Here is a 26,268-nt window from a genome sequence, read left to right as displayed (position 1 = left end):
GATTTTGGCATATGATTACTTGTTCATATTTTATCTAGGTCATTGTTTTAACAGCTGTTGATGGAGTGAGGAATGAAATTGAAAAAGCAATATTGCTTGGTATTCTCGTTAGCGAGCATCCTTTCTGCTTGTAGTACAGCAACTCAAAACACAGATCAAAATCAGTCGCCCACAGTCGTTGAAGTAGCTAAAGCTGAGGTTTTAGAAACTGAGGTTGTGAATCAGGTTCAGCAGCTTGATCAAGGTGAGAATCAAGCATTGCTTCAAAGTGTGACAGCTAAAGATCAAGAAATTAATCAACTTGAAAAAATCATCAGTAATAATCAAACAAAAATTACGGATTTAACGCGTCAGTTGGATCAGCAAGAAGCTAAAATTTCCCGTCTAGAAAATGCTCAAAATAATACGAATACCGCAAAGTTAGTTGAAATTGAATCTGAAAAACAAACCCTAAGTGAGCTAGAAGCTAACTATATAAACTTAAAGCTTGAAAACGAAAAGCTTAATGATGCTATCAACTCGCTTAAAATTCAAAACCGTTTATATAAAGAGCAAATCATTGCCCACAATATCGAAATGGAAAATAAGCTAGCTGCTGAGGGTGATAATCTAATATCAGCGGAAGAGAGTGTGGCAGATGTTAAGCAAGATTTGAGTATTATCGGGTTGCAAAGAGATTATGATTTACTCAATAGTACTCATCACACGTTATTGCATAAATACAGCTTGTTAGATGCCGATTACCAAGCATTAGATAAAGAGTATCTAGCTCAGAAAAAGGCTTTAAATCAGCTTGATGATGAACATCAAACTTTAAAGCAAACGAATCAAACTCTTGCGTCTAATTACGCTGAATTGAGGCAAAAGAACTTAGATTTAGGTGGTGCTATCTCTGATGCGAGAGCGCAGCAACAAACCCTTTGGGATCAAATTCAAGTAAAAGATAAAGTAATTGCCAGCCTTGAAGCAGATAATAGTGCTTTAAGAGAGAAATCCTCGAGTTTAGATAAACTGACTTCTGGTCAGTTAACAACGGCACTGCCTGTTGCCGATAACTCATTAGAGCTAGGTACTCTCAATGCCAAAATTTTAGTATTAGAGAGCGAAATTTCTGCTCAGCAAAAGTTATTAAATGAGTATCAGGGTAAGCTTGCTAACCTTGAACAAAGCGATGATAAATCTGACTTAAAAAACATTGAAATTGCACGATTAGGTCAAGCCTTATCAGATTTAAATGCTGATCATAAAGCTCTGAATTATCAATTTGAGCAATTAGAATTAGCTCAAGCTGTTAGTCGAGAGCAACAAGCATTACTAAGACAAGACCTTGAAGCAGCGCAAGCAAGCGTTGAAGAGTTAACACAGCAAAAGCAAAGCTTAACAAATGAATTAACCTTGGCAAAAGAAGAGTTAGTTAGCTTACAGGCGAGATATGAAGAAAGCTTGCTAGCACTTGAGTCCGCTAAAGAAACTCGCCAAAGCCTTGAAGAACAATTATCTGACTTGATTGAGCTTGAAGCGATCAGTGCTGGATTTAAAAGTCATCTGGCGACAAATTTGAGTAATGTGCGTTGGCAGATTCCCAAGCAAGTTGAGTTAGGTGCTTCATTTGAAATTATCCTTACAGCTAATGTGAATGACTCAATTGCTGGGCAGGTTTTCATTGCTGAATTAATAGGTGATAGCTCATTAGAGTTGGTCAGTTCTGTATCTGCTGAAGCACAAGCGGCGGATGGTCAATTGCAATGGCGCTGGCGAGCAAAAGGGGTGAGTGAAAGCCAAGTTGCCCATGTAAATTTGTTTATTCATCAAGATATTCAATATCAAGAAGATAGAATTTTGAAAGAAATCTACCGTGATCAACAGGTGCTAAGTTTGGTAAATGATAATTTGTTAGAGAAATATGGCTTTTGGATTATCGCTATTTTTGCTGGCTTAATGGGAGGTTTCTTAATTGGCAAATTAAACAAGTCTCAACCCGATAATGTTTAGGCGGTGTCACTTAGCATTTGCTTGATTGATTTGTTTGAAAAGAGATGGCTTAATCACCGTTTTTAAAGACTTTTTATATATTTAAAGCAGAGATGTGAATCTCTGCTTTTTTTCATTTCTTAGTAGCTATTTTTTATTCCGATTTTTTTCATTTAGCTATTATTAATTTTCACTAACAAGTTTCCTGCATTTGGGTATAGTAGCCTTGCATTTTGTTTTTTGAGGTAAGTTCTGTGGTTAAATCAAAGTCATATTCATTAGTCGAACAGCGTTTAGCACAAAATATCTTGGTATTAGATGGTGCCATGGGGACCATGATCCAAGCATATAAGCTCACTGAGAGTGATTTTCGTGGTGATCGTTTTGCTGATTGGCCTAGTGATGTTCAAGGTAACAATGACCTCTTATCTCTAACTCAACCTAAAATTATTAAGGATATCCATAAAGCCTATTTAGAAGCTGGTTCGGATATTGTTGAGACAAACACCTTCAACGCAAACGCTATTTCCATGCTTGATTATGGGATGGAAGCCCTAAGTTATGAATTAAACTTTGAATCGGCTAGATTAGCGCGTGAAGCTTGTGATGAATTCACAAAACAAAACCCAAATAAGCCTAGATTTGTCGCTGGTGCGGTAGGCCCAACAAGCCGTACTTGTTCTATTTCGCCTGATGTGAATGATCCAGGTTATCGAAATATCGAATTTGATGAACTCGTCGTTGCTTATACAGAAGCCGTTGATGGTCTTATTAAAGGTGGATCAGACCTCATTCTGATAGAAACAATTTTTGACACCTTGAATGCTAAAGCGGCTATCTATGCTGTGCTTGAGTATTTTGAAACCACTGGTGTGAATTATCCAATTATGATCTCAGGTACCATCACAGATGCTTCTGGCCGTACGCTTTCTGGCCAAACAACAGAAGCTTTTTGGAACTCTGTTGCTCATGCTAATCCTATTTCTGTTGGTCTTAACTGCGCACTTGGACCTAAAGATCTACGTCAATATGTGGAAGAGATTTCACGTGTTGCTGATGTGAATGTATCTGCTCACCCGAATGCGGGCTTACCAAACGCCTTTGGTGAATACGACGAAACTCCAGAAGAAATGTTAGAAGAGATGCAAGAGTGGGTTAACTCTGGCTTCCTTAACATTATTGGTGGTTGTTGTGGTACAGAACCAGCTCATATAAAAGCTTTTGCTGATGCCGTTGCGAATGCGAAACCAAGAGCCATTCCTGTTATTCCAAAAGCGTGTCGTCTTTCAGGCTTAGAACCTTTTAATATTGATGAGAACACCTTGTTTGTAAACGTAGGTGAGCGAACCAATGTCACAGGATCGGCGAAATTTAAGCGTCTTATCAAAGAAGGTGATTTTGACTCCGCATTGGATGTTGCACGCCAGCAAGTAGAAAATGGCGCTCAAATTATCGATATCAACATGGATGAAGGTATGTTGGATTCGGAAGCGGCTATGGTGCGTTTCCTGAAACTAATTGCTTCTGAACCTGATATCTCTCGAGTGCCAATTATGTTGGACTCTTCAAAGTGGGAGATTCTTGAAGCGGGCCTTAAATGGATTCAAGGTAAGGGTGTAGTTAACTCTATCAGTATCAAAGAAGGCGAAGAGAAATTTATCCAACAAGCACGTCAATTACGTAAATATGGCGCGGCTGTAATAGTGATGGCCTTTGACGAAGTTGGCCAGGCTGATACTCGTGAACGTAAAATCGAAATTTGCCGACGCTCTTATAAAATTCTGACGGAAGAAGTTGGCTTTCCACCAGAAGACATTATTTTTGACCCTAACATCTTTGCGATAGCAACAGGTATTGAAGAGCACAACCGTTATGCTTTGGATTTTATTGAAGCAACGGGCGATATAAAGCGTGAACTACCCCATGCGCTAATATCTGGTGGCGTTTCTAACGTTTCTTTCTCATTCAGGGGTAATAACCCTGTTCGTGAAGCTATCCATGCCGTCTTCTTATACCATGCGATTCAGCAAGGTATGACAATGGGTATTGTGAATGCAGGGCAATTGGCCTTGTATGATGATATTCCAGCTAAATTACGTGATGCAGTTGAAGATGCTGTTCTGAATCGTACAGACGATGCGACTGATGCCTTATTAGAAATAGCGACAGAGTTTCTTGGTACAGGGTCTAACGACAACGAAGTACAGGTGCAAGAGTGGCGCTCTCTGCCAGTAAGCGAAAGACTAAGTCATGCTCTGGTTAAGGGTATTACTGAATTTATTGATGAAGATACAGAGGAAGCACGTCTTTCTCATACTCGCCCTCTAGAAGTCATTGAAGGCCCATTAATGGATGGTATGGGAATCGTTGGTGACTTGTTTGGTTCAGGTAAGATGTTCTTACCTCAGGTAGTAAAATCTGCTCGAGTAATGAAAAAAGCGGTAGCTTATCTCATGCCTTACATTGAAGAAGAAAAAGCCCGGAACCAAGATCAGGCCTCTTCAAGTAATGGCAAAATTGTCATGGCGACAGTGAAAGGGGATGTACACGATATCGGTAAAAACATCGTAGGTGTTGTGCTTCAGTGTAATAACTATGAAGTAATTGACCTAGGTGTCATGGTGCCTGCTGAGAAAATTTTGCGTACTGCCAGAGAAGAAAATGCAGATCTTATTGGCTTGTCCGGGTTGATCACGCCATCTCTTGATGAAATGGTGCATGTTGCCAAAGAAATGGAACGTCAAGAGTTTGATATCCCTGTTTTGATTGGTGGTGCAACGACCTCAAAAGCTCACACATCGGTAAAAATTGAGCAAAACTACAAGCGTAGTCAGGTGGTGCATGTAACTAACGCCTCTCGTAGTGTGGGTGTCGCATCGAGTTTATTGAGCCAAGATACTGAAAAGCGTCAGAAGTTTATTGATGAAATCAAATTAGATTACGAGAAAACTCGTAAGCGTTATAAAGAGCGTAGTAAAGCTGGCCGTCGAGTTTCACTTGATAAAGCACGCCAAAATAAAGCGCCAATTGATTGGACTCTTCCAATTCCTAAACCTAAGAAATTAGGTGTTACCGTCTTCACTGAAAAAGACATCGATTTGGCAGAGCTTAAAAACTACATCGATTGGACTCCATTCTTTATGACATGGGAGCTTGCTGGTGCTTTCCCTCGTATACTGACAGACGAAGTGGTTGGCGTTGAAGCGACTAAGCTTTATAACGATGCTTTGGTCATGTTAGATAAAGTTATTGATGAGAAACTGCTTGATGCGAGAGCAATAGTGGGTGTTTTCCCTGCTAACCAAGTTAATCATGACGATATTGAAATCTATACCGATGAAACCCGTACAGAAGTAAAAGAGACCTTGTCTTTCTTGCGTTTGCAAAACGAGTTAACTGCCCCTGGTAAATACAATAACTGTTTAGCAGACTTTGTCGCTCCTAAAGAAACGGGTGTGGCGGATTACATGGGAGCCTTTGCCTGTGCGACTGGCTTTGGTATCGATCCGATAGTTGCCGCTTACGAAGCGGATCATGATGACTATAACAGCATCATGATTAAAGCGATGGCTGATCGTCTAGCCGAAGCTTGTGCTGAATACCTACATGAAAAAGTACGTAAGGAAATTTGGGCCTATGTACCAAATGAATCTTTAACTAACGAAGAGCTTATTAAAGAGAAATACCAAGGTATGCGTCCAGCGCCTGGTTATCCTGCTTGTCCTGATCATACAGAGAAAGATAAGTTATGGGCCTTGATGGACATCGAAGAAAATACTGGCATTAGCATTACCGAAAACTATGCTATGTTGCCGACAGCAGCGGTAAGTGGTTGGTATTTTGCGAACCCAGAATGTGGTTACTTTGGTGTCGGTAAGATTGGCCCTGATCAGGTTGAGGACTATGCAGAGCGTAAAGGCATGTCTAAAGATGATGCAGAACGCTGGTTAGCACCTAACTTAGGTTATGACCCTGAAGACGATAAGGTATAAGCTTGTTTACTTGCTCCCTTGATATCGAAATTGCAGCTGACATTGATGAAGTGTGGCTGCAATTAGTGAATATCGAACTCTATGGCCTTTGGTCTCCCTCTGTTATGCATGTAGAGGTGCTAGATAGCGCTTCTACATTATTATCTAGCCCGGTTAAATTTACCCTCAATACCTTAAGTGGCCGTCAAGTTCGAAAGGGCATTGTCAGTCAGTTGTCTTCACCTAATCTTTTAGCAATTCATTTTCAGCGTGCTTATGCTTGGTGGTTAGAAGAGAGATGGACGACTCACTTATCGTTAAATGATAAGGGCCATACTTATGTGGAAATGACGTTGGAATATAAAGGTTGGATGAAAACGAGTGCTTATAATAATGAGCATTTATTGACTAAAGCCTTGCTAGAAGCTCATCTTCTGGCATTGAAGGAAAAGCTTGAAACCCTTGCGAATGACGATGATACTTTAGATGATTTTGATAACGTCTAACTATCTAATCGAGTTAAAAGTGTCTAGACAAAAATATCTAGAAAAAAGTATCTAGATAAAAGCAAAAGTATTAACTCCTAATTTAAGCTTTTAAATACCGGTGTTTGACCATGTCTAAAGTAATAAAAGATCCTGAACAACATGCGAAACGGATGCAAAAAATCAAAATGCATGTGGACAAGCGTATTGCTAATGCTCAACAGGATAAAGGAACCTTTGTCTTACTAACGGGTAATGGCAAAGGTAAATCTAGTTCTGCGTTAGGTATGGTAGCAAGAGCGTTAGGCCATGGAATGAAGGTAGGCGTGGTGCAGTTTTTAAAGGGAGATTGGGATACTGGTGAAATCAGTTTTTTCAAAGCCCAACCAAATGTAGACTGGTTTATTATGGATTCAGGTTTTACTTGGGAAACCCAAAATAGAGAACAAGATATCGCTTCGTCAAAAGCGGCTTGGACCTCAGCAAAAACCTTGTTAGAAGATGCCAGCTATGACCTTGTTGTGCTGGATGAGCTGACTTATCTTTTGCATTACGATTATCTAGAAGAGGATCACGTGTTGGATGCAATAATGCAGCGGCCAGACACTCAGCATCTTGTGATTACAGGCCGTGGTGCATCTGACTCTCTAATTGAGATTGCAGATACTGTCAGTGAAATTAAAGAAGTAAAACATGCTTTTAAGCGCGGTATCAAAGCGCAAAAAGGCTTGGAGTTCTAAGCCTGAATTGATTTTTAAGTTTTTTTTAAAAGCTGATAACGAAAACTCGTTATCGGCTTTTTTGTTTTCTGGGCAATTATTTACTCGAAAATTAGCAACAACTTGCCTAGAAGTAGGGCCTTTGAAGCTTAATTAGCGCTGATTCCTGCTTTATTCTTCCTTGGTATAAATTTTGCTCATCTAGTGGCTGCTTTTACTCTCATTGTGGGGTCAACTCAATGATGAAAGTATATGAGCAACTTTTGATAGGCGTATGGATTGGGCGCTTTTTACTTTTTTGATTTATATGGACATTACCCCATGGCACTAAATAGTGGACTGCAATTTACCCTCACGGTAGAGGGCCTACCTGAGACGGCATTTGTCGTCACTCAATTTAAAGGACAAGAGTCCCTTTCGCGTTTATTTCAGTTTGATGTGTCGCTGGCGAGCCGTGATGAAAGAATCACACCAGAGCAGGTTTTAGATAAGAATATTAGCTTAAAAGTTTGGCAGAATGGTTTAATCACTCAATCATGGCAAGGTATAGCGCAAACCTTTGAAAGAGGGGATACCGGCCTGCATCACAGTTTTTATCGTCTCGAAATGGTACCCGCATTTAAACGGTCAAGCTTGAGACATTATAGCCGTATTTTTCAGCTGCTATCAGCGCCTGAAATTATGGCTTCTTTGCTCGAAGAAATGGGAATCACAGATTATGCATTTGCCACTGCTAGGGTGTGTGAGCAAAGAGAGTATTGCGTACAGTACCGTGAAACTGACTTGGATTTCATCAGTCGCTTAGCGGCAGAAGAGGGTCTGACTTATTACTTTAGTCACCTAGAAGAGAAACATACTTTAGTCTTCTGTGACGATACCCAAAATGCGCCAAGTTTAGCCTTGCCAGCTGTTTATAATACCTTAGGTGGGAGTTTGGCAGATCACCCTTATGTGCGTACTTTTAAACGTTATACCGAAACAGATGTGTCCAGTGTTCAGCTTAAAGATTATAGCTTTAAGCGCCCTGAATACAGCTTTTTACATGAAACGATTGCAACAGACCTTGACTCTCAACAAGTCACTTATGAGCACTATGATTACCCTGGGCGCTATAAGTCAGATGACAGTGGCAAAGCGTTTTCACAGTACCGTCTGGATGCCATAAGAAAAGAAGCCATTACTGCAAAAGGTGAAAGTAACCTTGCTAGCTTAATGTCTGGCCATAAAGTTGGCTTACTTGAGCATCCACAAGAGGAATGTAATCAGGATTGGTTAATCGTTAGTGTTGAACACACAGGTAATCAGCCTCAAGCACTAGAGGAAATGGGCGGAGAGGGTGCAACCACTTATAACAACCAGTTTGATGTCATTCCCGCAACTCGCCAATGGCGTCCTGATGTTAATAGCAAGCCCTGTGTTGATGGCCCGCAAATAGCGACGGTCGTTGGTCCTGCTGGAGAAGAAATCTATTGTGACGAATTTGGCCGAGTAAAGGTGCAATTTAGTTGGGATAGATTAGGGTTAGCAGACGAGTTTTCTAGCTGTTGGATGCGTGTTTCCCAAGGTTGGGCTGGTGGCCAATATGGCATGCAAACTTTGCCTAGAGTGGGCCATGAAGTGATTGTTAGTTTCTTAGAAGGAGATCCTGATCAACCGATTGTGACAGGGCGCACTTATAACGCGAACAACCAGCCTCCCTATGCTTTGCCTGAGCATAAAAGTAAGACAGTGATTCGCACCCAATCCCACCAAGGGGAAGGCTTTAACGAATTAAGTTTTGAAGACCAAGCAGAGCAAGAAGAAATCTACCTACATGCGCAGAAGGATTTAAACCTTAAGGTGCAAAACGATAGAACGGAAACGATTGCGAACGACCTTACTCAAACCATAGGCAATGATAGGTTTGAACAAGTTGGGCTCAATGACAACCTAACAGTAGAAGGAGATCAAACTGAGACCATCACGGGTGATCATAGTCAGCAAACAGACGATTCACTCCATATCAAAATTACAGACAAGCACACCATCCAAACGGGGACCGATGTCACTCTAAAAGCTGGCACCAAGGTGGTTATCGAAGCGGGTGCTGAAATGTTATTAAGCGCGGGCGGCAGTACCGTCAAAATAGATGCCGCAGGTGTCAGCATGTCAGGTGCGGCCATTAACCTTAACTCAGGCGGTGGCGCTGGCAGCGGTGCTGCTTATGCAGGTGAGTTAGCCGAGTTACCTAAGTTCTTAGAACTAGCCGAAGTTATCGACCCAAGCATGATAGCGCTGGAAAAAGGTACTGCTGTCGCAGGGGAAGCCAATGTACAAGAAGTGGCGTTTGAAGCAGTTGAGGTTGAGTATCCAGAGTTAGTTCAAAGTGGCGCGTTAGTGACTGAGCTGTGTAATTGTGGTGAGGGTGGTACATGTCCGATTCACAAGTCCTAGCGTCAATGCCATGGCAAAAAACAGAGGCAGCCAGTTTTAATCATGAGCTAAACCATTATGCCATTATCGACTCTTTATTAGTGCCAACAATAAAAGAGTGGGCTTACCAAGATCAAACTTTACATGAGGTTGAAATTCAGCCTTTGTTTAAAAATACCTTGTTTAACGACAATGCAGATCAAGGGCCTTTTATTATGAATTTGCACCCAGAAGGTACCCTTATTGAGCAATTAAATGATGTACTAACGTCAACGCCAGCAGGTTGTCTTATCTCCTCTCAGGCTAGTTTTGAAGACCTATATCAGCATTGTCAAAGTAAACTCATTGTTTCTTCGGGGGAAGATGCAAATCAGGCACTTCTACGCTTTTATGATCCCAGAAACTTAGCCGTTTTTTTAGGCGCTTTAAGTGAAATTGATCGTAGTTTATGGATGGGGCATTTAGAGGAAATACAATGGTTTCATCATGGATGGCATAGCTTGAAACAAGATCCTTCAGATGAGGTGACTGATTACCATCTCACTTTGACGCAAACATTAAAAGAGACCATGCAAAGACTTCAAGTAGCGTTACAAGACGCTCGTTTTCAAGGATGAAACAAAACACATGAGCCAATCGAATTATACCCGTGAATATGTTGTGCAGCCCGATGATCAGTTAATGGCAATTGCGTATGAGCAAGATGTTGATTATTTTGAGCTATTAGCGCTTAACCCTCAGTACCATCTAAATCCTGACTTAATTAAACCGGGGCAAATTGTTCTTTTGCCAGTTACACCGGAAGAAACAGAAGAAGAGGAAGCGGAGCCTCTAGCGCCTGTCGAGCTTAAAAGACCTGCTAACGAAGAAGGTTGTATCGAAGGTAAGCCTGCCTGTGTTGTAACACCTTTTGAAGATGTACTCTTTCTTACACAAGATGATAAGAGCTATTACCCTCTAGATGAATCAGCTTGCCAAGAACTTGAAAAAGAAATCGCTTTTGTCGATAGTTTGATGCAGGACTATCGTGACATAGTTGCAAATGCACCAGACAGTGCGTCAGCAGTAAAACAAGATTTAATTGAGCATGCTAAAAAGAAAGAAACTTGGGTAAAAAAAGCTGATCAAGCAGGTGCCATTAAAGCAAATACAGTGCCTTCAACAAAAGATGAGAACTTACCAAGTCAGGATTTTATTAAAGCAAGTATCAAAGAGCTTGGAAGACAAAGAGAGCTTATTCATGAGTATCATCCTTTTTTCTCTCAGCAATCAGACATTGCCTTAAAACGTAAAAAGTTAGAGCAGATAGACAGTGAGCTGGCATTACTGAATAAACAGTTGCAAAAAGAGCCTGCTTATCAAAAAAGTGATTATAAACCTGTTGATCAATCAAAAATGGCAGGCAAAGAAATCACTTTAAAACAGAGAGCGGTGGCTAGATATGGAGTGGTAGAAGTTCTTACCGTTAGCCGAGATCGTTTTGTTTATGTCAGACAAGAATTTATTACCCGCGAAATAGAAAACTATTTGTCTAAACGGACGGTAACTTCTGCTTTAAAGGATGCGTTTATATCCCGTGATCCAGCACGTATAGGTAAAGCTATCCTTGATGATATTAAGAGCAGCGTAAAAGATGCGGATCAAGAAAAAGTGATAGCAAAAGTTGAGCTAAAGATTAAAGAATGGAAGCTTTTTGATTATGCTTTTTTTGATAAATGGAAATCAGAAAAATCAATTAAGAATGATGATGGAACAGTGAGTTTTGCTGCCAATGCGGAAGCGCAATTATTACGTTTTTCGGCACAAGCCTCTGCCCAGACAGATATCAATTTAACGGAAGGTAAAATTGACCTGAATATCGGTGCTCAAGCCAATTTTGCTTTAGCAGAAGGTAAGGTTGAAGCAAAAGTCTATGTGCCTTACAAAAAAGGTTACCCCGTAGGAATTAATTACGAAGATGCAAATAAAAAAATTGCTAAAGTCCCTCTAGGCTGTTTTAGAGTGAATGCAGGTATCAGTTTAGTGTGCTTTGTAGGAGCTAACGCTGGAGCGAGTATACTTCTATCTCCCAAGATTGGATTAGATGTAAATGATAAGGGTGGTGTTGGTTTAAAGGGAGATGCTTTTGCAGGTGCTCAAGTAGGCGGTGAGCTATATGGTGCACTTGAGTGGCAGTCTCCTAAAGCTGTAGGTTCATCAAATTTTGCGATATTAGCAAAAGTCGGTGGAGGTGTTGCTTTATCGGGTGGTATTGGGGCATCCGTTGATTTTCAAATACAATTGAAAGGTGGTTCATTTCGTTTTGCTTGTTCAGCGCGTTTGGTATTTGGTCCTGGAGCGGCTGGCAGTTTTGCGGTTGAGGTAGGATTAGGTAAATTATGGGAGCTTGCTAAAGTTGTCTTTTTGGCACTCGAAGTGGCAGATAACCGTAAACTTGATAATGTGAGTGAAAGTGCTTTTGGTTATTTTTATCGAGCTGCATATATGGGGTTTGCATTACCAAAGTTGGTGCTTTCATCTGTGATAATTGCTGGTGAAAATAAACTAAGAAACGAATGGGCAAAAAGAAATGAAAGATGGACTTTAAAGAGTTATAAAATTGCAGAAGCTAAGCAAATTAGTGAGTCTATTTTTGATCAAAAAACTATTTCAGGGATTTCTATGAGTCAATTACCCCCTGAGACAATTGCTATGATGCTGGATACCTTAGTAACAACTTTCGTAATTAGTTTTGATATGGATGATTATCGACAGCAGGAGCAACAGCAAAGAGCTATCATGCTACTTCTATCTACAGGTATTAAAACTTGGCGTAAGTTTGAAGAAGTTTTGGTAAGAATGAATCAAGATGCGGAAAAAAAAGGTGATAAAGCATTATTTGATAATATGGCGCGTATTAACTCTATATTGGATGGTGAAGAGCAAGATAGCTTTAATACTTGGGTTCATGAGCTCTCTTTTAAATTACCGAGCCAATCAACACCTGTAAAAAAAGCTTTTAATATTGTTTCAATAAATAAAAAGCAACAAATCCAAAAGCGTGAATTGATTAAGCAGCAAGTTATTAAGCTACATAATTATAAACAAACAGATGAACTATATGTTTAAGTGTAAATATTCTTAGACTAATACGCTTTATATTAAAGCCCAAGTATATAGTTTTGTACTTGGGCTGATATTATATTTAGGGTTTTCTATCAAGGGAGGTCGCTTGTTGTAGGGCGCAACGAAAACCATAAGAAACATAATATTCAGGTTGATCTGAAAAGCTTCCTCTAGAGGTCACAAATCTAAAGTCTCCAATCAAATCACGGAGTGATTTTTGGGTCCCTATTTTAGGGCCTTGGGGGTCATTTTTAGGTGAAATTTTATAGTAATTTGGAGAATACCAATCATTAACTACTTCAGATGCATTACCAGTCATATCATATAGACCTAAAGGACTAGGAGGCAAAAGACCTACTTCTTGGTAATCATTTTCGTAGTTAACTTCCTCTTTAGTATATTCTCTATAAGTACCGTTATTGAATTTTAAAGAGCCACCTAGATATCGAATAAAACCATCGTTGGTTGCATAATAAATATTTTTTCCACGGTTACGAGCAGCATATTCCCATTGCGCCTCTGTGGGTAAATCAAAGGGCAAATCAGTTAATTTTGCGACCCAAGTACAGTAGTCTTTTGCTTCTTGCCATTTTTTAATTGGAGTGGGCTTATTCATGATTGCTTGAATTATGACAGGGTATTCGATTCTTTCTTCTGCTCTTAGTACAGGAAGATTATTTGCCATTTTAAAAGCATCAAACTCAAAGTAGGTCGTTTCGTATTTGGAAAGAGAATAGTTTGATAAGGTGACCTTGTGCAGATAACTCGCATCATTACTATAGACACAGTCGTCACTAGGACTCCAAATTAGATGATCAATATCGACAGGCTCACAAGATGCTTTAAAGTCTCCCATCATAAAGCTACCACCTTCAATAAAAACCATATCATCAATAGATTTCACAGCCACTTCTAGAATATGCTGTTTGAGCTCTTTATCTGCATCAGGATAGAGACTTTCAATATTGGCTATTATCTCATCAATTTTCTCATTGGAGACATTTTCGCTTTTAACTTGCAAGGCGTTCCCACCACAGGCTGTTAGTAATGGAAATACAATGGATAATGTCGCTAACTTTGTCTTTAACACTTTTTCTTCCTTGAATCATTTTTCTGTTTCGGGAGTGCTTAACTCTAGCTATGAGGCAAGTATAAAGGCGATTTTAGGGATGAAGAAGTATTAAAGATGTTTTGTTAGAAAATTTACATAAAAGGTTTAAATAGCTGTTTTCTGGGCAATTTATTGCCTGATTTTTAGATAAGTTGTTACAAATTAACTAACTAAGTTTTCAACTTTATATAGATGTAAGAACTACCAAGCAGCTGCTGTTTGTTGGAGGGCACAACGAAAGCCAAATGAAGACATATGTTTAGTTTGGCTGCCAAAAGAACCGCGAGTTGTAACAAATCGTTTATCGCCTCTTAAATCACGCCTCGATTTCATTTTACCTGCTCTAGGGCCTTGAGGGTTATATTCTGGTGAGTTTTTATAATAATCAGAAGAGTACCAATCATTAACTATTTCAGATGTATTTCCCGTCATGTCATAAAGGCCAAGAGGGTTAGGTGGTAATAATCCTACTTTTTGATAATCATTCTCATAATTTATCTCATCTTGGGTATATTCATGATAACTACCATCCTGGCCTATTAAAGCGCCTTCTTCAAACCTTATGGATCCATCGTTCGTTGCGTAATACACGTTTTTGCCCTGATTACGGGCTGCGTATTCCCATTGTGCTTCTGTTGGAAGATCAAAAGGCAAGTCTGTTAATTTAGCAACCCAAGTACAATAGTCTTTGGCTTCTTGCCAGTTCTTTAGCGGCGTAGGGTAATCGTAATATCTTGAGAGCGATTCTGGGGGGGTAGTTACTCTTTTGTCATGCTTAATCACTTTTAATCCATTAGAAAGCCTAAAGGCGTCGAATTCAAAGTAAGTAGTTTCGTATTTGGAAAGAGAGTAGTTTGATAGGGTTACTTTATGTAGATCAATAGCCCCTGTGTCATAGGAGGTATAGCTTGAAATACAGGCCGCTTCGAGCGTCCAAATCATTTTATCTGAATCAACAGCATCGCAAGGTGCTAAAAAATCGCCCATCATAAAGCTGCCACCTTCGATAAAAACCATATCATCGATAGATTTCACAGCGACTTCTAAAATGTGTTGCTTAAGCTCTTTACCGGCATCAGGGTAGAGGTTTTCAATATTGGCTATTATTTCAGTAATTTTCTCATCGGATACGTGCTCGCTTTTAACTTGCAAGGCGTTTCCACCACAGGCTGTTAGTAATGGAAATACAATGGATAATGTCGCTAATTTTGTCTTTAACACTTTTTCTTCCTTGAATAATTTGTTTGTTTCTCGAGTCTTCATTCTGGTGATGAGACAAGTATAAAGGTGATTGTAGGAGTGAAGAAGTATTAAGGGGGCTTTGTTATAAAATTTACAAAAAAGTATTAGATAACTGTTTTCTGGGCAATTTCTTGCCCGGAAATAATGTTTTATTCTGATAGTTTAATTTTAAATTACATATTTATTAATATACTCAGGATGTTTAGTTTTTTATAGCTGCGAAATTAAATTTTAAAGTTGAATACTTAACGCTTTTTAATCAGCATTAAGTTGTAAATAATTAAAGCGATCAACACTATTAGGCTGCCTAATAAGGTAGTTGTACTGGGGAGTTCACCAAGCCCTATCCAAACCCAGATAGGGGCAATGACAGATTCCAATAATAGAAAGAGGCTGACTTCGGTCGCACTAATGTACTTTGGGGCTATTTGCAGCATGACAAAACCAATTGGCATTAAGAAGGCTGCTGATAGAAACATAAAGCCAATCTCGCTTGTGCTCGCGCTAATACTTGGCGTGGTGAGATAGCCTAAAACAAACACCATGAGCCCCCCAAAAACAAGGCCCGGGGTGATGTCTTTCGGGCTGTGATAACGAGCCCAGTTAAAGTTTAATGCCATGAATATGGCACAGCCCATCGCCATTAAATTTCCTTTTAGACTATTGATGCCATCGCCATCACTTAGAATGATGCCCATACCGAGCAAGGTGCAGGTAATGGTTAAAAGAAGAGGGAGACTGATTCTTTCTTTTAAGAAAAGCCAAGAGACAATAGCTGCAAAAACGGGGGCAGTACTAATAATCATCATGGCGGCTGCGGCACTGGTTAGTTGTAATGCTTGAGTATAAAAATAGGTATTCATAGCAAATAAAAAACCGCTTATAACACCCGCCCAACCAGCCTGGTAAATGGCTCTAAATGTTTTACCTCTGTGTCGAAAAACAACAATAAAGAAAAAACCAAAAGTAAAAAATAACCCGCGCCAAAATAAGACTTCATGATGCTCTATTGATAACCAGCGAATAATTAACGCATCGGGCGTTAATAATAAAGCGCCGATTAAACAATAGAGCACACCTTGTGATCGACTTGATAAGGTTTTTGTAGAATGCATAAGGCATCTCATTTAAATGCGAGTGGAGAGGAATTAAGAGTCGAAATATGACTAGCTTTATTTGAAGCTTTATAGTTATCAGACACTTGCAGATAAACGAGTATTAGTCATAACCCGTTTATCTATTTTTGTATTTCTTTATTGAGATTGAATTGAATTACTTATTTATCACAGGCAGTTTTGGCCAAGCACGTTTGTGTAATAGCTCACAGCCTGTTTCAGTGATGAGGATGTTTTCTTCATGCACCATCATTTTTCCTGGTGCGAAGGTCATCCCGGGCTCAAGTGTTAGTATCATGCCGGCTTCTAAAGTCACGTCACCGTTTTCGACATTTGAAGGCCATTCAGTTAGCTGCATACCTAATCCGTGACCCATTCGGCCTACATCATTACCCAATGCACCAGCACTTTCGAGTACATCCCACATGGCTTGCCAGACATCTCCTGTGGTTTTACCTGCACTTGCTGTTTCTAGCCCTGCTTCTGTGGAGGCGTAAACCGCCTCATAAGCATAATGGGTTTGTTTATCGACTTGGCCAAAGGCATAGTTACGGTCAAAGTCGCTAAAGTAACCATCAAAATTCGCACCTGTATCTATGATCAATACATCTCCTTGGGTGAGAATGCGATCCGTTGGCCCCATGATGATATTGTCGTAACCATCTTTACCGGAGGCGGAGATAAGGTAAGGGCAAGTATCAGCACCAAGGCGCAGCATTTCTAATTGCATGGCTTTACAGGCTTGTCTTTCTGTCATGCCTGCTTTTAGGTTCTCAAGTAGATAATCAAAGCCTGCTGCCGTAACGTCACAAGCAAAACGTGTTTTGGCGACTTCAGCAGGGGATTTAACACTGCGCACTTGTCTAATTAAGCCACTGATATCTTGTATTTGATGACGGCCGATACTTTGGCCTAACGCACGTTTTAACGCCTGATAGTTATCAGCGGGCATACGTAAGTGGGTTTCTGGGCCAAGCATGGCGCCAATTTGAAAACTGGTGTTTGATTCTTCTATCAAGGTATCGCTTAGTAAGCTAATACCATCATCTTCTGGTCTAGGAGATGGCCAGCATCTGACATCCTCTATCCAAGTTTCATCAAAGCCTGCTTTACCAATTTCTGGCACCACGGCAATCGGTTTACCTGCTACAGGAATTACTAAAAACCAAGGCCTTGTCGGGCTTTCCCAAAATTGGGATTTAAAACCGCTGAAGTAACGAAACTCTGGCTCAGTTGTTAAAAATAGGGCATCGATATTTTGTTGCCCCATTAACGCTTGAAGTCTTTCGGTTCTTTGCTCAAATTCAGCTTGATCAAAGCCACGTGGTGGTGCAATTAATTCTGTATTCATGATTATTTTTATTCTCTGTATTTAATGTGCTAAGCATGATCATAAGATCATGCTTAGCAAGTTTTAGTTAAGTGTCAGTCAGAAAATGCCAGATCGCGAAGTAATAGGGCAATATCAGGGAAATAGATCAATAACGCTGACATGGTAAATAAGATAAGTATGAAGGGGAGTGTCCCTCTAATGACTTCCATATAAGGTTTATTGAAAATAGCGATTGCCGTGAAAATATCACAACCAAAGGGAGGTGTGGCGGACCCAATAGCCATTTGTAGTGTAATCATGACACCCACCAGCACTGGGTCTAAGCCCGCGGCATCCACGATAGGGACAAAAATTGGTGTGAGAATCACGAGTACGACGAGTGAATCTACAAACATGCAGCCCACAAAAAAGCTTAAGGCAATTACAAAGAGAATGTACTCTTTAGAAGCATCTTCAAGGTTCAGTGGTGCAAGTAAGTCTTGTGGAATTTGTTCGAATGAAATGTACCAAGAGAACGCTTGGCCCATACCCACAAGGATGAAAACAACGGCAGTAATCAAACCTGTACTTAGGGCCGCATCTATTACATCTTTTAAGCTAAGCTGACGATAAACAAAGCACTCAACTATGATGGCATAAAGCACTGAAAAGGACGCCGCTTCGGTTGGCGTTACAGCGCCAGAGTAGATACCACCGACAATTAAAGCAGGAAAACCCAATGGAATCAGTGCTTTTTTAAACGCGGTGACTCTCTCTTTAAGTGACGCTTTTTCGACTAAGGTAATGCTGTCGCCTTGTAATACGCTATAAAAGTAGCAGTAAGCTGAGAACATGATAGCCAGCAGAATGCCTGGTCCAATCCCGGCAATAAAGAGCTCACCCACACTGGTGTTAGCCAATGTGCCATACAGAATTAAACCAATACTTGGTGGTATTAAGAAGGCTATGTCACTGGCATTGATAATTAGCGCCATGACAAAACTGTCTTTATAACCTGCTTGTAATAATCTTGGGCGCATGATCTGGCCAACAGACACAACCGTTGCCTGTGTCGAGCCTGAAACAGAGCCAAATAGAGTGCAGCTAATGCAAGCTGTAATAGGTAGGCCGCCACGTAAATGGCCAATAAAAGCCTGAATTAAGCCTAATAAATTATTTGCCGTATGGCCGCGCGTCATAATGTCGGCTGCCAAAATAAACATAGGTACGGCAATTAAGGCATTAGGGGAAATACCTGTGATCATTTGTTGAATGACAACACCTGTATCTATGCCTGAAAAGTGGATTAAGCCAATCAAAGCGCCAACGGCTAATGGCACCACCATAGGGAAACTTAAAAATAATAGAATAACCATGCTTGCCACAAGCGTGAAAGTGACAACATAAATGTCTAATTCACCGGCAATAATGTCTGAAAAAAACTCGATAAATGAACTCATAAAAGGGTACTCATTAAACCTTAAAGAAGCTGATAACCTGATGCTGATTCACAATGTTAGATATCAACTGTGTCGTGAGATAAGTAAATCTCCTTATGGGTAAGGTTCATAAAGAAGGCAATAATGTACTGGAGTCCTGCCATCGCTAAACCAATAGGGATGATTGAGAAAACCAAATAAACAGGAAACTGTAATGCAGGGCTTAAACGGTTTAGGTCTTTAACTTCCATGACATAGATATAGGCTTTATAAGAAAGGTAAAACATCAAAAGGCCTGTTGTAATGGCGATTAATGTCGCAATGAACTTTCTTGCCGGAAAATTAAGTGAGTCATAGAGCGCTGTCATGCGAATGTTACGGCCTTTTCTAACCGCGTAAGCAAAACCAATAAAGGTAACCGCAACTATTAAAAACTGGTTGAGTTCTTCCGAAAAGAAGAGGCTCTTGCCAAAAGCATAACGACCTATCGCGTTAGCAGTGGAATTGGCCATCATCAGCAGAATAGACGAAAAAACAATGGTTTTTTCGATCGTTTCAGTAATACGACTGATGTGAAAGAGGATTTTTTTCATAAGAACACACCTTAATAAAGCAGACTAAAACAAATGCTTAGACCTAACCTCTGTCCTTGTGTATAGGGTTAGGTCTAAGTCTTGAGGTATTACATAGAGGCGTCGTTAACTTCTTGAATTAAGCTTTGAAGAATTTTCTTCGCACCGGCACGAGCTTCTGCTTTATCACTACCTTGATAAGCATTTTCAACCACATTGTAGTAGGTCTCGTGTAGGTTTGTGCTTAACGCTTTGAAACGAGCGCGTTCATCTGCGTTTAGGGTAACAACCTGCATGTCAGGGCGTTCAGCCATGATTTTCTTCATGTTCTCAGCATTGATTTTTAGCTGGTAATCATGTGCGGCTTGTTCAGCTACCTTAATGGCTTTACGAACCATAGCTTGTTTTTCACTTGAAAGGCCGTTGAACCATTTGCTGTTAGTTGACACTGTACCAACGTAAGGCTGTTGGCCAGGTAGCATGAGGTAATCTTGTACTTCATGCCATTTTGCGTTGTACACGAAGTAGATAGGGTTAACCATGCCATCAACGGTTTTAAGTTGAAGTGCACCATAGACTTCACCCCAAGATAAAGGTGTTGGTGTCGCACCAAAAGCTTTATAAGTTTCAACTGGGATGGTTGATGTGAAAGTACGAATTTTTTGACCAGCAAAATCTTCTGGACTACGGATAGGCTTATTAGCACCCCATACCATTTCACCTTCTGAGATCATGGTAAGTAGCTTCAAGTTTACGCGCTCAAACTTATCAGCAAGGTCTTCATAAATGGTTTTACTCCCTGTTAATACTTCACGTACAACGTCTGTTTCTGTGCCCATTACGTAAGGTACGCTCAGAGCTTGTACTTCAGGTACGTATGAGCCTAGGTGCCCAGTACCCACAGACACAAATTGCACTGTGCCTTTGGCAGTGAGCTCAACAATGTCATTCTCTGTGCCAAGCTGGCCGTAGTAATAAACTTTGACACGAATATCACCATCGGATTCTTTTTTGATCGTTTTAGCAAAGGTTTGTGCAAAGATATCTTGCACATCTTTTTTATCTTCTTCTGAGGCAAACTTCCAAGTTTCTGCGCTAGCACCCATGCTAATGCCCATTGCGAGTAGTGTGGTTAATAGTTTTTTCATGTGAATATCCTTAGATTTTATTTTTAGAGTTAAGGTTTGCTTGGTTGATTGCCTATTAATTAGGTCAATTGATCAGTGACTAGTTGCACCCAGTATTGAGCGCCATAGCCAAGAATATTGTCGTTAAAGTCGTAATTAGGGTTATGAAGTGCACAGCCACCAACAGATTCCACCCCATTGCCAATAAGGGCGTAACAGCCTGGTTTCACCCTTAGCATGCTGGAGAAATCTTCCGAAATTGTAAGAGGCAAGCAATCTGGATCAACGTTGTCTTTGCCAAAAACTTTGTTCGCTGCTGCAATAGCATGTTCCGTTTGAATTGGGTTGTTTACTGTAGGGTAAAATGCATTGGTAAATGTGAATTCATATTCCGCGCCCGCAGCATGGCAAATACCAGAGACAATGCGTTCCATGCTCTCTTCAATTTTTGCAAGGCTTGCCTCACTAAAGCAGCGACAGTCGCCTTTAATAGTGACTTGTGAAGGAATAACGTTCACTGTGCCATTGGTTAGAAACTCTGTGGCAGAAACAACCGCGGTTTCTTCTATGGCATTGAGGTTACGAGAGACAATGGTTTGTAGCCCTAGAATGATTTGAGAACCGACGACAATTGGGTCAACGCCTTTATGTGGCATCGCCGCATGTCCACCAATGCCATTTACGACAATTTCAAAACTGGTTTCGCTGGCCATTAGAGAGCCGGGTCTCACAATATATTTGCCTTCAGCGAGCCCCGGCATATTGTGTAGCCCGTAAACCGCATCAATCTTAAAGCGTTCAAATAGGCCATCATCTATCATGGCTTGTGCACCTTCGCCATGCTCTTCATCTGGTTGAAAGATAAAGTAAACCGTACCGTTAAAGTCTTTGTTTTGAGCAAGATAACTCGCTGCACCTAAAAGCATGGCAGAGTGACCATCATGGCCACAGGCATGCATTTGTCCTTGGTGCTGTGAGCAATGGGAAAAAGTATTTTCTTCATTGATAAAAAGGGCGTCCATATCGGCACGCAATCCTATGCTTTTTTGGCCATCACCACTTCTTAACACGGCCACTATGCCTTGTTTACCAATATTACGAATGACTTCAAGGCCAAAGCTTTCTAATTTTTCTGCAATAAAGTCTGCTGTCAGTGGTAAATCAAAACCACACTCAGGAAAGCTATGCATATGATGACGCCATTGGGTCATTTGTTTTATTAATTGTGGGTCTAATGACATATCTAAACTTCTCTTTTCTAATGAAGGTTAAGGTTGCTTAAAGGTGCTTTTGTAAAAGTAAGCTGCCAAATCCAGGTACTTGTTTAGGGTATTGAAGCAATTGCAAACTGTGCCAAGCCAAAGCTTGGTTGCTACTAATTACTGGGATTTTGAGTTTGGCTTCTAACGTGTCTAGTACTAAAGAGGCCCGCAATGCTGTACAGGAAATAAACATGAGGTCTGCCTCTTCATCACATGTAGCGAGAGCGGCATCTTGGATATCCTGAGGTGTGATATAAGTCATGGCTGTATCATCTTCAAAACCAAACCCTGCAATACTGAGTACTTCGTATCCTTGGTTACTGAAAAAATCGGCAACTTCTTGGTTAACGGTTTCTGTATAAGGGGTAAGAATCGATATTTTTTTGGCTTTGAAGCGATCAAATGCAGTGATGGCTGAGGTAACTGGGTTAGTCACGGGGACACCGGGTTGAGCTTGTTGAATAAGCTCAGTGATACGCTCTACACCAATGGCAATTGTGCCTGAGGTGCATGCATACATGACGGCATCAAGTCGGGTACCTGGTAGTAGAGTGGCTGCTGTATCTGTGATACCGGGTGCCATGGTGCGCAGGTTTTCAATGGTCAAAGGGTTTACATTTTTGACTCGACTGGTAAAAAACTGCACATCATCTGGATACATACGCGACAGATCTGTTTCGATATTGAAATCTGTTGCTAAAGAAATAACACCAATTCGTCCTGCTGGAGCGAGACGTTCTAAAGGTTGCTGATGTTGTACGTTTATTATTTTCATCATGCTCTCTTATCAGAATCGGACTGTTTAACTTGTCCTGTGTTCAAACTAGGTATGTCTTAGTTTTGCTACGTGGCTAAGTCATGTATCCATGCTACGCCTTTGAAATGCGGAAATTCATGCAATAACAAGGGCAGGATGAAGAACCGCCGCAAAATTTAAGTAAATATGCGTAAAAACTCACGTAAGAATTCTTCACTATGAAAGCAGTCTTTAAATTTTAAAATACGCGCTTTTGTTTATTAGCTAGTACAAAGTAAGTAGGTAAGCCTTCTATGAGTGATTTCCAATCCAGTAACTATGATAATTTCGATGCCAAAATTCTCGATATTATTCAACAGTCTAACCGTGCAACATCAGAGCAAATTGCCGACCAAATCGGGTTATCTGCTGCTGCCGTACAAAGGCGCATGAAACGTATGCGTGAACAAAATATTATTAGTGCAGATGTCGCCGTGGTAAATCCAAAAGCAGTCGACCGTAATGTGACTTTAATAGTACAAGTGACGTTAGAAAGAGAGAGATTGGACTTATTAGATACCTTCAAAAGAGAAATGAAGCGCCATACTTATGTTCAACAATGTTATTACGTAACCGGAAGTGCGGATTTCATTTTAGTGGTCACCGCAAAAGATATGTCTGACTATGAAGCTTTCACACGGCAAGTCTTTTTTGAGAATTTAAATATCCGCCATTTTGAGACGAATGTGGTGATGGATCCCGTAAAAGTCGGTCTATCTGTGCCGTTAATGCTTTAGTTGAATAGTGATTTATACTTGTAATTATTTGGTTTTAAAGTGTTTTTATCTTTAAAAATACCGTCATACAGTTTAATTATGTTGAATATTTTTTATATTTATTTTGCTCAATAAAATGGGATGAAAATTCATTTTAGTTGTTCTAATAAATGCGTTAATTTTTGCTAGTAGATAAAGAACATAAGACAATTTTAAGACGTTATAAAAACGCTTGCTTTAATGAAGTGAGTGTTTCTATTTAGGCGTTATTGATTAATCAAAAGGTTGATAGAGCTTGTTTAGGGTCGCCTTAAGATAAAAGTGTTTTATGACGAATGTTTTAATGGTTTTAAGTTAAATCGCTCACATAAAGTGATGCGATATAAATCATCATCTATAGGCAATTTAAACTCTTAAAAAGGGCAAAATAATGAAAAAACCCGTACGTATTGCTGTTACTGGTGCTGCTGGTGCAATAAGTAGTTCTTTACTGTTTCGTGTCGCTGCTGGAGAAATGTTTGGCACAGACCAACCAGTTATTTTACAACTAATTGAAGTGCCACAAGCAATGGAGCAATTGCGTGGTTTAGCCATGGAGTTGGAAGACTGTGCATTACCTTTGTTGCACACAATTCGTATTTTTGACAACCCAGAAGCAGGCTTTGAAAATGCCCATTATGCAATTCTAATCGGTGCTCGTCCGCGTTCTGCTGGTATGGAACGTAACGATCTTTTAACTGCGAATGCTGAGATTTTTGAGCGTCAAGGTCGTGCTTTGAATGAAACGGCTGCTCGTGATGTTAAGGTGCTCGTTGTAGGTAACCCTGCAAACACGAATGCCTTAATTGCCAGCCGTAATGCACCGGATTTAAGCCCAACACAGTTTACCGCCATGACTCGTTTGGATCACAACAGAACTAAGGGAATGGTTGCTAACTCTTTAGGTGTAAACGCGGAAGAGATACATAAGGTAATTATTTGGGGTAACCACTCTTCAACACAATACCCTGATCTGAACCACGCTAAAATATTTGGCGATAAGGTGATTGGCCAGTTAGATGAAACCTATTATAAGAATGAATTAATCCCACGTATCCAGCAAAGGGGCGGTGAGATTATTAAGGCAAGAGGCCACTCTTCTGCTGCGTCTGCCGCACAAGCGATTATCGATCATATGAGGGATTGGGCTTTAGGTACTGCTGAAGATGAACTTGTGAGCATGGCGATTGTAAGTGACGGTAGTTATGGAATCGAAAAAGGAATTTTCTACTCTTTCCCTGTTCGTTGCCGTTATGGCCGTTATCAAATTGTGACAGGCCTTGAACTGTCTGATTTCAGTCAAGAGCGAATGAAATTAACAGAAGCTGAGCTATTAGAAGAAAAAGCATCGGTTAATCATCTACTGCCTAAAGAAACAGAAGAGTCTCATTCCAATCTGACAATCTGTCTTCGCTCAGGCAAAACCTTGGTTGGTGATGGTTTATTGAAGTCTGGATCAGCGGTATTAGAGACAAATCGTCTGCTATAAGCTTTTTAAGATAAATTAGGTTAATTAGAAAACCTGCCATAGTTTATGTGGCAGGTTTTTTTATGGGTAAAACTGTCAGTTAATAGTCGATTTGATGGATTAATTCGATAAAATTAGTTTATTTTTGCTAATTGAATTTCTTTAATTCATATTATGAAACATATGTTTCATAAAGTGGTTTTTTCCTGTAATCTCATTTTATTGAATGGGGGAGGGTAACCTCTCATTGATTTAGCTATAAGAGATTTGATTAGGGGAAGTATGATGAAAAAGCCCGTATGTATTGCTATAACTGGTGCGTCTGGAGGTATTAGTAGTTCGCTATTATTTCGCTTGGCAGCAGGTGAAATGCTGGGGTTAGATCAGCCTGTCATACTGCAACTGGTCGAAGTGCCTCAGGCAATGACATCTCTATCTGGATTAGCGCTTGAATTAGAAGATTGTGCTTTGCCGCTTTTACAGGATATTCGTATTTTTGATAATCCTGAGGAAGGTTTTGCCGGAGCAGATTATGCGATATTAATTGGTGCAAGGCCTAGAAGTGCAGGTATGGAGCGTAATGATCTCTTAACGGCTAATGCGCAAATATTTGAGCGCCAAGGTAAAGCGTTAAATGATTATGCTAGCTCTGAAGTAAAAGTGCTGGTGGTGGGTAACCCTGCTAATACTAATGCCTTGATTGCCTCTCGTAATGCGCCTGATTTGGATCCAAAACAATTTAGTGCTTTGACTCGCCTTGACCATAACCGCGCAAAAGGCTTAGTCGCTAAGCACCTTGGTGTGAACGCAGAAGCCGTTGAGAATGTTATTATTTGGGGGAACCATTCATCAACTCAGTACCCAGATTTAACTCAGGCGCAAGTTGAAGGTGAAGCTGTACTCAAGCAAATAGACGAAACTTACTATCATAATGAGTTAATTCCACGCATTCAGCAGCGTGGTAGTGAGATTATTAAAGCGCGAGGACATTCGTCTGCGGCATCCGCTGCACAGGCTATTTTGGATCATATGCATGATTGGGCCTTAGGAACAGAAAATGATGACATCGTAAGTATGGCAACCTTTAGTGATGGCAGTTATGGTATTGAAAAAGGTTTGTTTTACTCATTTCCCATGCGTTGTCAAAACGGTGTGTGTAAGATTGAACAAGGGCTAGCTTTAACCGACTTTAGTAAAGCACGTATGTTAGCTACACAAGATGAATTGATGGAAGAGAGAGCCTCAGTTAATCATCTACTGCCTTAATTCAGTAGTCATTTTTTAATGCAAGCCAACTAAACCATGTTTAGTTGGCTTTTTGTTTATTAAGTTACTGTTTAAAAAATATTTTTTGCCAATCAGGCAACTTCTTACTCAGGTTTTAGCAATACTTTGCCTGTTTCCAT

At 40.3% G+C, this 26,268-nt stretch carries 19 protein-coding genes; 10 read left to right on the top strand and 9 right to left on the bottom strand.

Annotation, left to right across the window (positions count from 1 at the left end):
- Positions 1 to 72: 72 nt before the first annotated feature.
- From OA91_RS01525 to OA91_RS01495, 7 genes are all read left to right on the top strand, one after another.
- Complete coding sequence (locus OA91_RS01525) at positions 73 to 1,992, top strand: hypothetical protein (RefSeq protein ID WP_063337742.1); 1,920 nt, start codon at positions 73 to 75, stop codon at positions 1,990 to 1,992.
- Between the two features lie 233 nt (positions 1,993 to 2,225).
- Positions 2,226 to 5,963 (top strand): methionine synthase, encoded by a 3,738-nt coding sequence (gene metH / locus OA91_RS01520; protein ID WP_063337741.1) that lies wholly within the window; start codon positions 2,226 to 2,228, stop codon positions 5,961 to 5,963.
- A gap of 2 nt (positions 5,964 to 5,965) precedes the next feature.
- Positions 5,966 to 6,448 carry an SRPBCC family protein gene (locus OA91_RS01515; protein WP_063337740.1) on the top strand — a complete coding sequence of 161 codons (483 nt, stop codon included), beginning with the start codon at positions 5,966 to 5,968 and terminating at the stop codon, positions 6,446 to 6,448.
- A 110-nt stretch (positions 6,449 to 6,558) separates the two neighbouring features.
- Complete coding sequence (gene cobO, locus OA91_RS01510; RefSeq protein ID WP_063337739.1) at positions 6,559 to 7,167, top strand: cob(I)yrinic acid a,c-diamide adenosyltransferase; 609 nt, start codon at positions 6,559 to 6,561, stop codon at positions 7,165 to 7,167.
- 300 nt (positions 7,168 to 7,467) lie between these two features.
- Complete coding sequence (locus tag OA91_RS01505; RefSeq protein ID WP_063337880.1) at positions 7,468 to 9,579, top strand: type VI secretion system Vgr family protein; 2,112 nt, start codon at positions 7,468 to 7,470, stop codon at positions 9,577 to 9,579.
- Entirely contained in the window at positions 9,558 to 10,175 is a 618-nt protein-coding gene (locus OA91_RS01500) for a DUF4123 domain-containing protein (RefSeq protein ID WP_063337738.1), read from the top strand. The genes OA91_RS01505 and OA91_RS01500 overlap by 22 nt, the downstream gene beginning before the upstream one ends.
- Positions 10,176 to 10,185: 10 nt before the next feature.
- The gene (locus tag OA91_RS01495; protein ID WP_063337737.1) at positions 10,186 to 12,666 is read left to right on the top strand and encodes a LysM peptidoglycan-binding domain-containing protein; all 2,481 of its coding nucleotides are present in this window, start codon (positions 10,186 to 10,188) and stop codon (positions 12,664 to 12,666) included.
- Positions 12,667 to 12,742: 76 nt separating this feature from the next.
- On the opposite strand, the gene OA91_RS01490 is transcribed toward OA91_RS01495, so the two are convergent.
- The 9 genes from OA91_RS01490 to OA91_RS01450 form a co-directional block, all read right to left on the bottom strand.
- Positions 12,743 to 13,753: a formylglycine-generating enzyme family protein gene (locus tag OA91_RS01490; RefSeq protein ID WP_063337736.1), complete on the bottom strand. Its 1,011-nt coding sequence runs from the start codon at positions 13,751 to 13,753 to the stop codon at positions 12,743 to 12,745.
- A gap of 222 nt (positions 13,754 to 13,975) precedes the next feature.
- Positions 13,976 to 14,995 (bottom strand): formylglycine-generating enzyme family protein, encoded by a 1,020-nt coding sequence (locus tag OA91_RS01485; protein ID WP_063337735.1) that lies wholly within the window; start codon positions 14,993 to 14,995, stop codon positions 13,976 to 13,978.
- 266 nt (positions 14,996 to 15,261) lie between these two features.
- A complete protein-coding gene (locus OA91_RS01480; RefSeq protein ID WP_063337734.1) occupies positions 15,262 to 16,131 on the bottom strand; it encodes a DMT family transporter in 870 nt (289 codons plus the stop codon).
- Positions 16,132 to 16,288: 157 nt separating this feature from the next.
- Positions 16,289 to 17,482 (bottom strand): M24 family metallopeptidase, encoded by a 1,194-nt coding sequence (locus tag OA91_RS01475; protein WP_063337733.1) that lies wholly within the window; start codon positions 17,480 to 17,482, stop codon positions 16,289 to 16,291.
- A 74-nt stretch (positions 17,483 to 17,556) separates the two neighbouring features.
- Positions 17,557 to 18,903, bottom strand: a complete 1,347-nt coding sequence (locus tag OA91_RS01470; protein ID WP_063337732.1) for a TRAP transporter large permease — start codon at positions 18,901 to 18,903, stop codon at positions 17,557 to 17,559.
- Between the two features lie 56 nt (positions 18,904 to 18,959).
- On the bottom strand, positions 18,960 to 19,475 hold the full coding sequence (locus tag OA91_RS01465; RefSeq protein WP_046019718.1) for a TRAP transporter small permease: 516 nt from the start codon (positions 19,473 to 19,475) through the stop codon (positions 18,960 to 18,962).
- A gap of 89 nt (positions 19,476 to 19,564) precedes the next feature.
- On the bottom strand, positions 19,565 to 20,602 hold the full coding sequence (locus tag OA91_RS01460) for a TRAP transporter substrate-binding protein (protein ID WP_046019719.1): 1,038 nt from the start codon (positions 20,600 to 20,602) through the stop codon (positions 19,565 to 19,567).
- 59 nt (positions 20,603 to 20,661) lie between these two features.
- Positions 20,662 to 21,822 (bottom strand): M20 aminoacylase family protein, encoded by a 1,161-nt coding sequence (locus OA91_RS01455; RefSeq protein WP_063337731.1) that lies wholly within the window; start codon positions 21,820 to 21,822, stop codon positions 20,662 to 20,664.
- A 37-nt stretch (positions 21,823 to 21,859) separates the two neighbouring features.
- Positions 21,860 to 22,618, bottom strand: a complete 759-nt coding sequence (locus tag OA91_RS01450) for a maleate cis-trans isomerase family protein (protein ID WP_063337730.1) — start codon at positions 22,616 to 22,618, stop codon at positions 21,860 to 21,862.
- Positions 22,619 to 22,893: 275 nt separating this feature from the next.
- Here OA91_RS01450 and OA91_RS01445 point away from each other — a divergent pair, with 275 nt between their 5' ends.
- From OA91_RS01445 to OA91_RS01435, 3 genes are all read left to right on the top strand, one after another.
- Positions 22,894 to 23,376 (top strand): Lrp/AsnC family transcriptional regulator, encoded by a 483-nt coding sequence (locus OA91_RS01445; protein ID WP_063337729.1) that lies wholly within the window; start codon positions 22,894 to 22,896, stop codon positions 23,374 to 23,376.
- Between the two features lie 409 nt (positions 23,377 to 23,785).
- Positions 23,786 to 24,883, top strand: coding sequence for a malate dehydrogenase (locus OA91_RS01440; RefSeq protein ID WP_046019723.1), 1,098 nt, complete (start codon positions 23,786 to 23,788; stop codon positions 24,881 to 24,883).
- 264 nt (positions 24,884 to 25,147) lie between these two features.
- Positions 25,148 to 26,128 (top strand): malate dehydrogenase, encoded by a 981-nt coding sequence (locus OA91_RS01435; protein ID WP_063337728.1) that lies wholly within the window; start codon positions 25,148 to 25,150, stop codon positions 26,126 to 26,128.
- The last annotated feature ends 140 nt before the right edge of the window (positions 26,129 to 26,268 follow it).

Source organism: Marinomonas sp. SBI8L, assembly GCF_001624705.1.
In the GTDB taxonomy this organism is placed as follows: Bacteria; Pseudomonadota; Gammaproteobacteria; order Pseudomonadales; family Marinomonadaceae; genus Marinomonas.
The sequence above is the reverse complement of the archived record's forward strand: the minus strand, read 5'-3'. Positions and strand labels throughout refer to the sequence as shown.

Excerpts from the sequence above, each read along its gene's own strand:
- OA91_RS01525 (WP_063337742.1), top strand. The coding sequence starts at position 73 with ATGAAATTGAAAAAGCAATATTGCTTGGTATTCTCGTTAGCGAGCATC.
- cobO (WP_063337739.1), top strand. The coding sequence starts at position 6,559 with ATGTCTAAAGTAATAAAAGATCCTGAACAACATGCGAAACGGATGCAA.
- OA91_RS01505 (WP_063337880.1), top strand. The coding sequence starts at position 7,468 with ATGGCACTAAATAGTGGACTGCAATTTACCCTCACGGTAGAGGGCCTA.
- OA91_RS01500 (WP_063337738.1), top strand. The coding sequence starts at position 9,558 with ATGTCCGATTCACAAGTCCTAGCGTCAATGCCATGGCAAAAAACAGAG.
- OA91_RS01495 (WP_063337737.1), top strand. The coding sequence starts at position 10,186 with ATGAGCCAATCGAATTATACCCGTGAATATGTTGTGCAGCCCGATGAT.
- OA91_RS01480 (WP_063337734.1), bottom strand. The coding sequence starts at position 16,131 with ATGCATTCTACAAAAACCTTATCAAGTCGATCACAAGGTGTGCTCTAT.
- OA91_RS01475 (WP_063337733.1), bottom strand. The coding sequence starts at position 17,482 with ATGAATACAGAATTAATTGCACCACCACGTGGCTTTGATCAAGCTGAA.
- OA91_RS01470 (WP_063337732.1), bottom strand. The coding sequence starts at position 18,903 with ATGAGTTCATTTATCGAGTTTTTTTCAGACATTATTGCCGGTGAATTA.
- OA91_RS01465 (WP_046019718.1), bottom strand. The coding sequence starts at position 19,475 with ATGAAAAAAATCCTCTTTCACATCAGTCGTATTACTGAAACGATCGAA.
- OA91_RS01460 (WP_046019719.1), bottom strand. The coding sequence starts at position 20,602 with ATGAAAAAACTATTAACCACACTACTCGCAATGGGCATTAGCATGGGT.
- OA91_RS01455 (WP_063337731.1), bottom strand. The coding sequence starts at position 21,822 with ATGTCATTAGACCCACAATTAATAAAACAAATGACCCAATGGCGTCAT.
- OA91_RS01450 (WP_063337730.1), bottom strand. The coding sequence starts at position 22,618 with ATGAAAATAATAAACGTACAACATCAGCAACCTTTAGAACGTCTCGCT.
- OA91_RS01445 (WP_063337729.1), top strand. The coding sequence starts at position 22,894 with ATGAGTGATTTCCAATCCAGTAACTATGATAATTTCGATGCCAAAATT.
- OA91_RS01440 (WP_046019723.1), top strand. The coding sequence starts at position 23,786 with ATGAAAAAACCCGTACGTATTGCTGTTACTGGTGCTGCTGGTGCAATA.
- OA91_RS01435 (WP_063337728.1), top strand. The coding sequence starts at position 25,148 with ATGAAAAAGCCCGTATGTATTGCTATAACTGGTGCGTCTGGAGGTATT.